Genomic DNA, 12,837 nt, shown 5'->3' with positions numbered 1-12,837 from the left:
GCGCAGAGCGCAAGCTGACCGGCAAGGAGGAGGCCCTGCTGGTGGCGACGGCATGCGCCAAGCCGCCCGCTGGCCGCAAACGCTGGACGCTGACGCTGCTGGCCGACACGATGGTCAAACTCACCGATCACGACAGCCTGTCGGGCGAAACCGTGCGCCGCCGGCTGGCCGAGAACGATCTCAAGCCGTGGCGCAGGGACATGTGGTGCATTCCCCATGTCGATGGCGAATACGTCGCCCGCATGGAGGACGTGCTCGATCTCTACGCCGAAACGCCGGATCCCGACCGGCCGCTGGTCTGCTTCGACGAGACCCCCGTCCAACTGATCGGCGAGGTGCGCCAGCCGATCCCGGCCCGACCGGGACAGCGCGAGCGCTACGATTACGAGTATCGCCGCAACGGCACCGTCAATCTCTTCGTCACCTTCGACCCGCATCGGGGCTGGCGCAACGTCAAGGTTACCGACCGTCGCGCCGCCGTGGACTACGCGCACTGCATGCGGGAACTCGTCGACGTCCATTATCCCGACGCCGCCTGCATCCGTGTCGTGCAGGACAATTTGTCGATCCACAAGCCTGGGGCGCTGTATGAGGCCTTCGCGCCCGCCGAGGCCCGGCGCATCCTGCGCCGCCTCGAATTCCACTTCACCCCGAAGCACGCCAGTTGGCTCAATATGGTCGAGTGCGAGATCAGCGTGCTGCAGCGCCAGTGTCTCGGCCGCCGCATCGACGATCCCAAATGGCTCCGCAACGAGATCGCAGCGTGGCAACGGCAGCGAAATCAAGCGCGAGACCGCATCAAATGGATGTTCACAACCGACAAAGCCCGCGCCAAACTCGGCCGCGCCTATCCAGTTGGCGCCAAAGAGTCAAAATCACGGTGATGAACCACTAGGTTACATTTCCAGGCAGGAAAAGTTCGACCTGCACATGCGTCACCGGAACCAACATCATGCTTGTATCGCGTGTTGCAGCCGAGCGCGAACTGCAACAATCACCGCGGGGCGGCGTCCAGGGTGTTATTGGCTAGCAAGTGACTTCCGGAACAACCTGATCCCGGATGGAATTCAGCTCTCCGCGCAGCCTCAATATTTATCCACGGCCACTCACTTGCTGAAGCCAGCCATATATATCCGGACCTTCGAGACCAGTAGCTCAGCCTGTTCGGCCATCGATGGCCGAGAGCCCTCTATCGTCCAATCCTCCCAAGCTTACTACGCATAAAGTTTGATGTTCTGGCACTGCACTCCATCGGATTATTTGCCCGTCCATACAGGTTTGCGCTTTTCGCCGAAAGCCTTGAGTCCTTCCTTGGCGTCTTCCGTCATCGCCAGCAATGCGATCTGGCTCTCGGTGTAGGCGATGCTTTCGTCGAACGACATCGAGGCGATCGCCCGCATCGCATATTTGCCGCGGCGGATAGCGGTCGGCGACTTGTCGACGATACGGCTGACCAGCCAGTCGACCTTGGCGTCGAGCTCGGCGGCCGGCACCACGTAATTCAGCAGGCCCGCCTCCTTGGCGGTCCTTGCGTCGAACGGCTCGCCGGTCAGCGACCATTCGCTGACGAGCCGCCTCGGCGCGATCGATTGCAGCAGGCTCAACACCTGCATCGGGAACACGCCGACCTTCACCTCGGGCAGGCCGAAGATGACGTGATCGGCGGCGACCGCCATGTCGGTCATGCACAGCAGGCCCATGCCACCCGCCATGCAGACGCCGCCTACTCGCGCGATCGCCGGTTTGGTGGCGTTCTGCGCCAGCCGCAACAGGTCGGCGTAGTCGACGTTCGGCCTGGAAAAATCCATCGCAAAGGCGGCGCCGCTGTTCTGCAGATCCGCGCCGGCGCAGAACGCCTTGTCGCCGGCGCCCGTCAGCACGATGACGCGGACATCCTTGTCGTCATGCGCCTCGCGATAGCCGCGCGCGATGCCGGCCACGACGTCGGCGTTGATGGCATTGCGCTTGTCGGGCCGGTTGATGGTGATCCAGAACGCCTGCCCGCGCTTTTCGCGTATCACGCTGCTCGTGTCGGTCATTGTTCCTCTCCTGCTCGCCCTTGATTTCCGAGCATTTGCGGCAGGACGGCCGAGAACTGCAAGCAGGAATTACGCGACGGCCTTCTTCGCCCAGACCTTGTTGTCATGGAACGCAGCGCCACCGCAGGGGGCAACCTGTTCGGCGCCTGTCAGCATGTTGATGCCGCGGCCGCCGATATGTGCCTTGTTGGGATGAATGGACTCGGCAATCAGGACGCCTCGCCGCACGCCGTCGAACAATTTTGCGGTCAGCGTGGTTTCGCCGCGCATATTGCCGAGCGTCACGGCATCGCCGTCGGAGATCGAAAGGGCTGCGGCGTCCTGCGGATGCATCATCACCGTTGGCGCGCCTTCGCGCGCCTGCGATCCCGGCGTTTCGTTGAAACTGGTGTTGAGGTAGCTGCGCGATGGCGACGTTGCGAGGCGGAACGGATGGGCCTCATCCGCCTCCTCGATAATGGTCCAGTGGTCCGGCAGCGACGGCATCTGGTCCCAGGCCCCCAGGCCGGGGGTACCGACGGGAGGGTGCGCCCAATCGGCCTTGAAGTGGAATTTCCTGTCGGCGTGCGCAAAGCCGTCGAGGTAATGCGAGGTGCGAAAATCCGGCTGGATGTCGCGCCAGAGGTCGGCTTCCAGCGTTTCGATATCGCCGTGGCCGCTCTTCTTCAATGTCGCGTCAATCAGTTCGCGCGGCGTCATCTCAAATGCGGGATGCACGGCATTGAGGCGTCGGCCGAGGCCCTGCAGGACTTCATGGTTGGAGCGGCATTCGCCCGGAGGGTCGATCAGCTTGGGCCCAACCGAAATATGCTGGTGGCCACCGCCATAGTAGACGTCATCGTGCTCCATGAACATGGTCGCCGGCAGCACGATATCGGCCATGACAGCCGTCTCGGTCATGAACTGCTCATGCACCACCATGAACAGGTCTTCGCGGGCAAAGCCCGTTCGCACCAGCGCCTGTTCGGGCGCGACCGTCATCGGGTTGGTATTCTGGATCAGCATCGCCTTGACGGGCGGTCCGCCCTTCAGGGCCTCAGCGTCGCCGGTCAGGATACGCCCGATCTGCGACTGATCGAGCCAGCGCGTCGTGCGATCGATGGCGTCGTGCCCCTCGATGATGGATTCGTCGAACTTCCAGATCGACATATTGTTGAAGAAGGCCCCACCACCTTCGTATTGCCAGGCTCCGGTCACCGCCGGGATGCACAGCGCCGCATGCATCTGCGCCGCGCCGTTTCGGCTGCGGGTAAAGCCGTAACCGAGGCGGAAGAACGAGCGTTTGGTCTGGCCGACCAGGCGCGCGAACGCCTCGATCTCCTCGACCGGTACGCCCGAAATCCTCGAGGCCCATTCCGGTGTACGGGTTGCCAGATGCGCCTCGAGTTCGTCGGGGCAATCGGTGTAGCGATCCATATAGGCGCGATCCGCGTATCCCTCGCGGAACAGCACATGCATGACGCCGCAAGCAAAGGCGCCATCGGTGCCAGGCCGGAGCAGTATCTTGATATCCGCCTGCTTCATCGTGTCGTTGTTGTAGATATCGATGACCGCGATTTTCGCGCCGCGCTCTTTGCGCGCGCGCGAGGCATGCGTCATCACGTTGACCTGGGTATTCACCGGATTGGTGCCCCAGATCACGACGAGATCGGAGACGCCCATCTCGCGAGGGTCGACGCCGGCGACCTTGCCGGTTCCGATGGCAAACCCGATGCGCGCGATCGTCGCGCAGATGGTGCCGTAATAGCGCGAATACTTCTTCACGTGCGACAGGCGATTGATGCCGTCGCGCATGACGAGCCCCATCGTACCGGCGTAGTAGTAGGGCCAGACGGATTGCGCGCCGAATTCGCGCTCGGCCTGATCGAAGCGCGCGGCGATTTCATCGAGCGCGTCGTCCCAGGATATCCGCGAAAACCGGCCGGATCCTTTCGGTCCGGTGCGGCGCATCGGATGGAGCAGCCGGTCGGGATGATGAATGCGCTCGGCGTAGCGCGCGACCTTGGCGCAGACGACGCCCGCCGTGTAGGTCTGCACCTTGGAACCACGGACGCGGCCGATCGAACGGCCGTCGATGACCTCGACATCGAGCGCGCAGGCCGACGGACAATCGTGCGGACAGGTGGAATGGCGGATATCGACCTTGGCGTGCTGGTTCATGGATATTAGGTACCATCAAATGCTGTAATCGCCGAGAGGCATTGTCCGGCCATGCACCTGCAAAAACGGCCGCTGGCCATGCATCAGGCGCCCAAATAGGCGCCGCCATTGGTGTGGATCGCCTGCCCGTTGATATAGCGCGCGCCCGGCCCACACAGAAAACGCACCGCTGCAGCAACGTCCTCCGGCAGGCCCCGGTTGCCGGTGATGGTATTATGGGTGAGATGGTGCGCGGGCTCCGGCTTGTCCTTTGGCCGCGGCGTGCCGATCAGGCCTGGAACCACGCAGTTGACGGTAATGCCGTCGTCAGCCAGATCGTGGGCCAGCGCGCGGGTGAAGCCGATGATACCGGCCTTGGCCGTCACCACATGGGCGCGGTTCTTGGCGCCGGTATGCGCGCTGAGGCCACCGATGTTGACGATGGTACCTGCGCCTGACTTTCGCAGCGCCGGCAGGCAGGCCTTCACGCAGTGGAACGTGCCATCGAGGGTCACGTCGAGGATTTCGCGCCACTCGGCATAGTCCATATCGGCGAATGATTTTTCGCGTCGCAATGCGGCGTTGTTGACGAGGATATCGATGCGGCTGAAACGCTTCACGGCGGCGTCGGCCATCGCCTGCACCCCGGCGACATCGGCGACGTCGCCGATATGAACGATCGCCCTGCCGCCTCCGGCCTCGATCTCACGGGCAACGGCTTCAGCCTCGGCACGATTGCTTCGCGCGTTCACCACCACAGAGGCTCCGCCTTCAGCCAGTGTCAGCGCAATCGCCCGGCCGATGTTGCGCCCCGCGCCGGTGACGACGGCTACCTTGCCGGAGAATTCCCTGGTCATGAGTTGCTATCCGCGCAATGAAGAGAGATCGATTCGTCCCTCATACAGTTTCGTCATCAGCTGCAGCGCAGCATCGCTTCGCGCCGCGCTCCAGCCGCCATGTTCGGCATTGAGCCTGAACTTGTCGATCACATCCTGTCGCGTCAACGGCTCTTGCGCGCCGCCGCGCAGATATGGCTGTCGCTCCTCGACAACGCTGCCATCGCGGAGGGTGGCGCGGACGTGGCCGGTGTAATTGTTCGGATAGGGATTATCCGGATCGATGACGTATTTCACCCTGGCCGCAAGCGCCAGCACGCGCTCGTCGCGAACGGCGCTTTCCGTGAATGCGCCGAGCCCGACGCCGCCATGCACGAAGCCTGTGGCCAGCAGATAGGGGACGGCGAATTTGGCGGCATAGCCGTTCGGCGGACGCCGCTTGTCGGCGAGCGGCTCCCACAGCCGGTGCACCGTTCCCTCCGCCACCTCACAGACGATCTCGACGACATCTTCTGCCTTGATGCCGCGCGCGGCGAGCCGGCGCGCGCAATCGATATAGGGCTGCGCCATGGTCCCGCACGGATAGGGCTTGAACGCCAGCGTGTCAGTTACCCAGCGCGTGCCGAAATCGCCGGTCAGAGCTTCAAAGTCGCCGTCGGCGGTGTGCGCGAAGCCATGGAACAGGCCGTGGACACCCTCGAACACCGTCCGGGGTCCGACGAACCCTCCCCGCGCCAACAGCGCCGCGCGAAGGCCCGACTGCGCCGCCCAGCCGGCATGGAGCCGCTTGGTCCAGGCACCCTCCGCGAGATATTCGATGATGCCGCCCGCCATGCTGCCGGCGACACCGAGCGCGTCAACGATCTGCTTCGCGTTCAGGCCGAGCGCTGCACCGACCCCGGCCGCCGCGCCCACCGCGCCGAAGATCGCGGTCGGATGAAAGCCGGCCTTGTGAACGGCCTTCGGCACCACGAGACTGAGACGGCACAGCACTTCGCTGCCGACTGCGATACCCGTCAGCGCCATGCGGCCATCGGGATTATGCCGCTCGCAGGCAGCTAGCACCGCCGGCACGATCACGGCACCGGCATGCACCGGGCCGCCCTCGAAGGTGTCGTCGAAATCCTCGCCATGGGCCGCGGTGCCGTTGACGAAGGCCGCGCCCGCCGCAGTCAGCGTGCGCTGGTGGCCGATCGCCGTGCACGGGCCATCATCGTCGCAGCCGGCCAGTGCGCTTGCGATGTAGTCCCCGTTGCGCGCGGTGACGCACAGGCCGACCACGTCGATCAGCAGATCCTCGCACTTGCGCGTCGTCACAGCCGGCAATGCGCCGGCCTTGAGTGCGACGATCTTTGCGGCAAGCGTTTCGGCGACCGAGGTCTCAGGAAGCCCAGAAGCCATAGCGGTCAAACGCGGAAGATTTTGGTGTAGCGCGCCTTGATGGCCTCGCTTTCCTTCTCGACCGCCGCGGCATCATCCTTCATCGTCTTGATGTCCTTGAGCGGCGTGCGGCCGGCCTTTTCGACCGCTTGCGAATGCACCGAGCGGAGGCCGCCGACGTCGATGATGAGTTGCTGCGCTTCCCGGCCGAGGCTGAACGACTGGAACAGCCGTGCTGCATTGGGGTTCGGTGCATCCTTGAAAATGCCATTCGGACCGATGATCAGCGGCGACCCCTCGGCGGCATAAACCGGCTCGACCGGCCGCCCGGCCTCCTTCATCTGGAAGATGTTGTATTCGTTGCCGTCGGCCATCACCGCGCGCTCGCCGAGATCGAGCTTCTTCGGCGGATCAGCCGATGACTGCACCTGCATGATGTTCTGCTTGGCGAGCTTTTCGAAATAGCCCCAGCCGAGGTCGCGCTGCATCTGATACGTCGCCGTCATGATGGTGCCGCTGTAGCCCGGGTGCGCCTTGACGATCTTGCCCTTCCATTTCGGATCGAGCAGATCGTTAAAACTCTTCGGAGCGTCATCCGCTTTCACGAGGTTGGTGTTGTAGGCGATGATGCTGAGCCAGACGCGAAAGCTGGCAAACTGGCCGTCTGGATCCTTGTGCTCGGCCGGATAATATTTCGCGACGTCCTCCGGCACGTACGGCGCCAGAATGCCGTCGCGCTTCCAGACGATGAAATGCGCGGCATCCGATGAGTTCACGACGTCGACGGCATGGATGTTGCTGGAATATTCCTGGCCGATGCGCTGGAACACGCGCTCCGCGCCGGTGCGCTCGACCCGCACCGCGATGCCCGGATATTTCGCCTCGAAAGCTTTGGCCAGTTTCTCCGCGACCGGCAGATCGGTCGAGGTGTAGTAGATGACCTTGCCTTCCTTCTTCGCCGCCTCGATCAAGGCCGGCGTCACCGCTTCCGGCGGCGGGGCAGCGGCGATGACTCGCGTGGAAAATGCTGCGCTTGCGAAAACGGCGCCGGCGCCCTGAAGTACGTTGCGTCGCGAGATCGAGTTCTTCATTGGCGCTCCCAATCGTCGTTTGTCGAGCCTTCTTCGGGCTCGCTCCTGCTCGGTCCGTTACACCCGAGATTATCTTTTATTCCAATATCGCGCAGCCAGTCTTTCGTCGACAGCGTGTTCTTATTGCAGCTAAACTTGCGGAAATAAATAAAACAAGCGTCGGGGATGGAAGAAATGACGGGCCCAAAGATCATAAGGATCATATTGGCTCTTGCTGCAGCGCTGCTCGCGACATCGCTGACTGGTGCGCAGGCGCAGGACTATCCCTCCCGGCCGGTGAAGGTGATCGTTCCGTTCGGCGCCGGCGGGCCCGCCGACGTCACCGCGCGCCAGATCGGCAGCATCCTGCAGGAAAGCTTCGGCCAGCCCTTCGTGATCGAAAACCGCACCGGCGCGGGCGGGGTGATCGGCACGCAGGAAGTCGCGAAGTCGCCGCCCGATGGCTATACGCTGCTGATGATGTCGAACACCCAGACCGCGAATGAATCGCTGGTCCCGCAACGCAAATATGAACTGATGCGCGACCTCGCGCCGATCGCGCCGATCAACTACTCCGACCTCGTGATCGTCGTTCACCCTTCCGTCCAGGCCAAGACCCTGCAGGAATTCATTGCGCTAGCCAAATCGCAGCCGGGCAAATTGAACTACGCCTCGTCGGGCCAGGGCACGCCGTATCACATGGCGGGCGAACTGTTCAAAGCCATGGCCGGCATCGATGTGTTGCATGTGCCCTATCGCAACAGCGGCGAGGCTCGCAGCGGCGTGATTGGTGGTCAGGTCCAGATGATGATCGACGCCCTTCCAGCGATGGCTCCCAACATCGCCGAAAATCAGGTGCGCGCGCTGGCGACGACCGGCAAGTCGCGTTCAACGGTACTGCCTAACGTACCGACGGTGAACGAGGCCGGCGTTCCCGGCTATGAGGCCACCATCTGGCTCGGCTTGATGGCGCCTGCGGGCACGCCAAAGCCGATCATCGACAAGATCAACGCCGCCGTGAACGATATCGTGAAGCGGTCGGACATCGTCAAACTGTGGTCCCAACAAGGCGTCGTTCCGATGTCGATGAACGCAGAAGAATTCGACAAATTCCTGCGCGGCGATATTGTGAAATGGGCGGAAGTGGTCAAGAAATTCGACAAGCAGCCGCAATAAGAAGCCACGAGAGAGGGTTCATCCTCGATGCCGAGCGTTCGATTTCGCCTCAACGGCGTCGAGCAGGACGTTGAGGCCGACCCCGACCGGTCATTGCTGGACATTCTGCGCGGGAAGTTCGGCATGACCGGGGCGCATTTCGGCTGCGGCGCCGGCGAGTGCGGCGCCTGCAATGTGATGGTCGGCGACCGCGCGGTCTCCGCCTGCGATACGCCGCTATGGTCGGTGGCCGACAAGGACGTCACCACCATCGAGGGGCTGGGAACGAGCGAGCAACCGCATCCGCTGCAGCGCGCCTTCATCACGGAGCAGGCGCTGCAATGCGGCTATTGCGTCCCCGGCATCCTGATGAGCGCGGCGGCATTGCTGAAACGCAATCCGTCGCCGACCAAACAGGAGGTGAAGGAAGCGCTCGACCGCAACCTCTGCCGCTGCGGTTCGCAGAACCGAATGGTGCGCGCGGTGCTCCGCGCCGCGGAAGAGGTGGCGGCAGGATGAGCCAGCAGGTGCCCGCCTCCTCCCCGCCCTCACTTCCGGTGAACCTTGCGGCGAACCCGAGACTGTCGGCCTGGATGAAATTCTCCAGCAATGGACAGGTGGCGATCTCGCCCGGAAAGGTCGAGATCGGGCAAGGCATCGTGACGGCGCTGGCGCAGATCGCCGCGGATGAACTCGATATCGACCTGTCTCGCGTGCAGATGGTCCGCGCATCGACGGCGCGAAGCCCCAACGAAGGCGTTACATCGGGCAGCCTTTCGATCCAGCAATCCGGCCGCGCGCTGCGCCATGCCTGCGCCGAGGTGCGCCAGATATTCCTCGAGCAAGCTGCCGAACGGCTGGGCGTCGATGTCGATGCGCTCGACATCGTGGACGGCACCATTTCAGGGCCCGGCAACGTAACGACGAGCTACTGGGAGTTGGCTGAGGAAATCTCGCTCGACCGCGATGCCACACCCGGCGTAGCGCCGAAGATCGCGACCCGTCGCGCACTGGCCGGCAATTCGGTTGCCCGCATTGATATCCCGGACAAGGTATTCGCGCGCCCGCGCTTCATCCACGACCACACGATAGCGGGAATGCTGCATGGCCGCGTGCTCCGTCCGGAGAACGCCCGCGCCAGGCTCGTCGGACTGAAGGAAGATGGCGCTCGTGCGGCCGCAAGTTTCGTCGCACTAGTACGGGACGGCAGTTTCGCAGGCGTCATCGCCGAAACCGAGCATGGCGCGGAGGCCGCCCTCGCTGCGTTGCGCAAGGGCGCAACATGGTCCGACGGCGAGCCGCTGCCGGATGAAAACGACCTCGCCAATTTCCTCAGGGCGCAGCCGTGCGAATCCACTGACATCAGCAAGAAGACCACCACATCATCGGGCACAGTCGCACGTACGATCCGGCGGCAATATACCCGGCCCTATATTGCGCATGCATCGATCGCGCCATCCTGTGCGATTGCGCAATGGGACGGCAATCGCGTTCATGTCTGGACCCACAGCCAGGGCGTCTATCTGCTGCGCGCCGATCTGGCGCTGGTTCTGAAGCAGCCGGTCGAAGACATTACGGTAGAGCATATGGAAGGCGCGGGCTGCTACGGGCACAATGCTGCCGACGACGTCGCGCTCGATGCCGTGCTGCTCGCCAGGGCCGCCGGCGGGCGGCCGGTTCGGGTCCAATGGTCGCGACAGGGCGAAATGTCCGATGGGCCGTTCGGCGCTGCGATGGCGATCGAGATCGAGGCCGAACTCGATGCGCAGGGTGAGATCATCGGCTGGCGCCACGCCATCTGGGGCAATGGCCATGTGGCACGGCCGGGCCGCGCCGCCCAACCGGCCTTGCTCGCAGGCTTTGAACTGGAGAACCCGTTTCCACGGATGGTCTCGACCAATCCGCCGCAGGCGACTGGCGGGGGCAGCGATCGCAATTCGGTGCCGCTCTATGATTTTCCGTCCTGGCACGTCCAATGCCATCGCCTGACGACGATGCCGATCCGCACCTCCGCGCTACGTACCCTTGGCGGGCAGGGCAACGTGTTTGCGATCGAATCGATGCTCGATGAAATCGCGGCGGAGCGCGGCGAGGACCCGGTCGCGTTCCGGCTGCGCCATTTGCGGGATGAGCGGGCAAAGGACGTCATCCGCACCGCCGCCGCCCGCGCCGGCTGGAAGCCTGAGAAGCGGCCCGGCATCGGCTACGGCATCGGCTTTGGCCGCTACAAGAACACCGGCGCCTATTGCGCCGCGGTCGCCGAGATCGAAAGCGCGGAGGATATTCGGGTCAGGAAACTGACGCTGGCCGTCGATGTCGGCGAAGCGATCAATCCGGACGGCGTCATCAATCAGGTCGAAGGCGGCGCCATCCAGGCCACGAGCTGGGTATTGAAGGAGCGCGTTCGCTTCGACCGGCAGCGGATCACCAGCACGGGCTGGACGGACTATCCGATCCTGCGCTTCAGCGAAGTGCCTGAGGTCGAGGTCGAGCTTATTCAGCGGCCCGAGATCGATCCGGTCGGCGCCGGCGAGGCCGCCCACGGCCCGGTCACGGCGGCGATAGCGAACGCGGTATTCGACATGCTCGGCGTGCGGGTACGTGACTTGCCGATTACGCGCGAGCGGATCATCGCTGCGATGGAAGCGACCTGATGAAGAGCCTGAACATCCTGAGCGGCGGCGCTGCTCATGGCCTGGTCGCCAGCCTGACGCCGGCCTTCAAGGACCTGACCGGCTTCGACATTGCAGGCGATTTCGGCGCGGTCGGCATCATGGCCGACAAACTGCGCAGGGGATCGCCGGCCGACATCGTCATCCTGACCGCGGCGCTCCTGGCCGAACTCGCAGAGGAAAAACTGGTCGTCGCTGCCACGATCGCGGACGTCGGCCTGGTCGAAACCGCCCTCGCCGTCCGTACCGCCGACCCGGAAGTGACAGCCAGGGATGCTGCGGGCCTGCGCGCAGCCTTGCTGGCTTCCGATGCGATCTTCGTGCCCGATACCAAGGCATCGACCGCCGGAATTCACGTTGCAAAAGTGCTTCAGCAGCTCGGCATCGCCGAGGAAGTCGCCGCCCGTCTCAGGATCTTCCCGAGCGGCGCGACAGCGATGAGCGAACTCGCGGCATCCGACGCGCGGCGCCCGCTCGGCTGCACGCAATCGACCGAAATCATCAGCACAAAGGGCGTAAAATTGTCCGGTGCCCTGCCGACCGGCTTTGAACTGGCGACGATGTACACGGCAGGCATCACGACCGCCGCCTCCCACCCGCAACAGGCTCGGGAACTGATCGACCTGCTGATCGGCGCCGGACAGCATGAGCAGCGCAAACGTGCCGGCTTCATGAGTGAGCCACAGCCAGGCCAGCGCGCGCCCACATAAAACAGGACTAGAGCTGGAGCGTGGCACGATTCCGATTGTCAAAGCTCTTCATATACTAATATATCAATCGAGGAAACAAATGCCCGCCCGCGCTCCGAAAAAGACGGAACCAACGGTTCGCCGAATTGCCGCCGGTGCACGCCGCAGCGGCAGGCCGCGTGCGGCAACAGCGGCGTCCAAAATCTATTCTGAACTGCGGGCGGAGTTGTTGTCGCTGCACCGTCGCCCGGGCGAAGCCGTCTCGGAGACGGAGATCGCACTCTCCTACGGGGTGAGCCGTACTCCGGTTCGCGAAGCCATCCTCAGACTATCGGATGAAGGGCTGCTGGAGATCTATCCGCAGTCCGGCATCTTCGTCTCGCGCATTCCGGTCGCGGCACTCCCCGAGGCCATCATCATCCGCAAGGCACTGGAGGAGACCACCGCACGGCTGGCTGCAGAGCGTGCGACATCGAGCCAGATATTGGCGCTACGGTCGATCCTGGAGCGTCAGCGCGAAGCCAGCGCGGCAGGAGACAGCGACACATTCCACCAGGCCGATGAAATGTTTCATGCCGCCGTCGCCGATGTCGCCGGCTATCCTGGCATCTGGAAGTATATCCAGCAGGTGAAGGTTCACGTCGATCGCTATCGCCTGCTGACCCTGCCCCAACGCGGACGCATCGCAAAGGTGATCATCGAGCACGAAGCCGTATTGACCGCGATCGAGGCGCATGACGCCGAGGCTGCGAGGCGGGCGATGGAAAACCACCTCGAAAGCCTTCTCGATAACATCTCGGCTACCCGACACATCAATCCGGAGTACTTCGACGAGCAACCGTAGAACTGGACGATCC

The 12,837-nt window shown here is 63.4% G+C and carries 11 protein-coding genes; 6 read left to right on the top strand and 5 right to left on the bottom strand.

All coding sequences use genetic code 11. The annotated features are described in order from the left end of the window. Positions 1-884 (top strand): IS630 family transposase (locus V7E26_RS04545; RefSeq protein WP_324413910.1); only part of this gene is annotated, 884 nt, incomplete at its 5' end. A 372-nt stretch (positions 885-1,256) separates the two neighbouring features. Here V7E26_RS04545 and V7E26_RS04540 read toward each other — a convergent pair. The 5 genes from V7E26_RS04540 to V7E26_RS04520 form a co-directional block, all read right to left on the bottom strand. Then, positions 1,257-2,039, bottom strand: coding sequence for an enoyl-CoA hydratase/isomerase family protein (locus V7E26_RS04540; RefSeq protein WP_324413909.1), 783 nt, complete (start codon positions 2,037-2,039; stop codon positions 1,257-1,259). Positions 2,040-2,108: 69 nt separating this feature from the next. Continuing rightward, positions 2,109-4,199 carry a molybdopterin oxidoreductase family protein gene (locus tag V7E26_RS04535; protein ID WP_324413908.1) on the bottom strand — a complete coding sequence of 697 codons (2,091 nt, stop codon included), beginning with the start codon at positions 4,197-4,199 and terminating at the stop codon, positions 2,109-2,111. A gap of 83 nt (positions 4,200-4,282) precedes the next feature. Continuing rightward, the gene (locus V7E26_RS04530) at positions 4,283-5,035 is read right to left on the bottom strand and encodes an SDR family NAD(P)-dependent oxidoreductase (protein ID WP_324413906.1); all 753 of its coding nucleotides are present in this window, start codon (positions 5,033-5,035) and stop codon (positions 4,283-4,285) included. A gap of 6 nt (positions 5,036-5,041) precedes the next feature. Next, entirely contained in the window at positions 5,042-6,415 is a 1,374-nt protein-coding gene (locus tag V7E26_RS04525; protein ID WP_324413904.1) for an MmgE/PrpD family protein, read from the bottom strand. A 5-nt stretch (positions 6,416-6,420) separates the two neighbouring features. Then, entirely contained in the window at positions 6,421-7,485 is a 1,065-nt protein-coding gene (locus V7E26_RS04520; protein WP_324413902.1) for an extracellular solute-binding protein, read from the bottom strand. 174 nt (positions 7,486-7,659) lie between these two features. On the opposite strand from V7E26_RS04520, the gene V7E26_RS04515 reads away from it, so the two are divergent. The 5 genes from V7E26_RS04515 to V7E26_RS04495 all read left to right on the top strand — a co-directional run bounded on the left by V7E26_RS04515 (position 7,660) and on the right by V7E26_RS04495 (position 12,824). Beyond that, entirely contained in the window at positions 7,660-8,640 is a 981-nt protein-coding gene (locus V7E26_RS04515) for a Bug family tripartite tricarboxylate transporter substrate binding protein (protein WP_324413900.1), read from the top strand. 27 nt (positions 8,641-8,667) lie between these two features. Beyond that, positions 8,668-9,138: a (2Fe-2S)-binding protein gene (locus V7E26_RS04510; protein WP_324413898.1), complete on the top strand. Its 471-nt coding sequence runs from the start codon at positions 8,668-8,670 to the stop codon at positions 9,136-9,138. Continuing rightward, positions 9,135-11,273 carry a xanthine dehydrogenase family protein molybdopterin-binding subunit gene (locus V7E26_RS04505; protein ID WP_324413896.1) on the top strand — a complete coding sequence of 713 codons (2,139 nt, stop codon included), beginning with the start codon at positions 9,135-9,137 and terminating at the stop codon, positions 11,271-11,273. Before V7E26_RS04510 ends, V7E26_RS04505 begins: the two co-directional genes overlap by 4 nt. After that, entirely contained in the window at positions 11,273-12,001 is a 729-nt protein-coding gene (locus V7E26_RS04500; protein WP_324413894.1) for a molybdate ABC transporter substrate-binding protein, read from the top strand. Before V7E26_RS04505 ends, V7E26_RS04500 begins: the two co-directional genes overlap by 1 nt. A gap of 79 nt (positions 12,002-12,080) precedes the next feature. Next, entirely contained in the window at positions 12,081-12,824 is a 744-nt protein-coding gene (locus V7E26_RS04495) for a GntR family transcriptional regulator (protein WP_324413892.1), read from the top strand. The last annotated feature ends 13 nt before the right edge of the window (positions 12,825-12,837 follow it).

It is taken from the genome of Bradyrhizobium sp. (assembly GCF_036735945.1).
In the GTDB taxonomy this organism is placed as follows: domain Bacteria; phylum Pseudomonadota; class Alphaproteobacteria; order Rhizobiales; family Xanthobacteraceae; genus Bradyrhizobium.
The sequence above is the reverse complement of the archived record's forward strand: the minus strand, read 5'-3'. Positions and strand labels throughout refer to the sequence as shown.

What these genes read in the sequence shown, in the direction of transcription:
- V7E26_RS04515 (WP_324413900.1), top strand. Translation starts at nt 7,660, where the DNA reads ATGACGGGCCCAAAGATCATAAGGATCATATTGGCTCTTGCTGCAGCG.
- V7E26_RS04525 (WP_324413904.1), bottom strand. Translation starts at nt 6,415, where the DNA reads ATGGCTTCTGGGCTTCCTGAGACCTCGGTCGCCGAAACGCTTGCCGCA.
- V7E26_RS04520 (WP_324413902.1), bottom strand. Translation starts at nt 7,485, where the DNA reads ATGAAGAACTCGATCTCGCGACGCAACGTACTTCAGGGCGCCGGCGCC.
- V7E26_RS04530 (WP_324413906.1), bottom strand. Translation starts at nt 5,035, where the DNA reads ATGACCAGGGAATTCTCCGGCAAGGTAGCCGTCGTCACCGGCGCGGGG.
- V7E26_RS04510 (WP_324413898.1), top strand. Translation starts at nt 8,668, where the DNA reads ATGCCGAGCGTTCGATTTCGCCTCAACGGCGTCGAGCAGGACGTTGAG.
- V7E26_RS04540 (WP_324413909.1), bottom strand. Translation starts at nt 2,039, where the DNA reads ATGACCGACACGAGCAGCGTGATACGCGAAAAGCGCGGGCAGGCGTTC.
- V7E26_RS04535 (WP_324413908.1), bottom strand. Translation starts at nt 4,199, where the DNA reads ATGAACCAGCACGCCAAGGTCGATATCCGCCATTCCACCTGTCCGCAC.
- V7E26_RS04505 (WP_324413896.1), top strand. Translation starts at nt 9,135, where the DNA reads ATGAGCCAGCAGGTGCCCGCCTCCTCCCCGCCCTCACTTCCGGTGAAC.
- V7E26_RS04500 (WP_324413894.1), top strand. Translation starts at nt 11,273, where the DNA reads ATGAAGAGCCTGAACATCCTGAGCGGCGGCGCTGCTCATGGCCTGGTC.
- V7E26_RS04495 (WP_324413892.1), top strand. Translation starts at nt 12,081, where the DNA reads ATGCCCGCCCGCGCTCCGAAAAAGACGGAACCAACGGTTCGCCGAATT.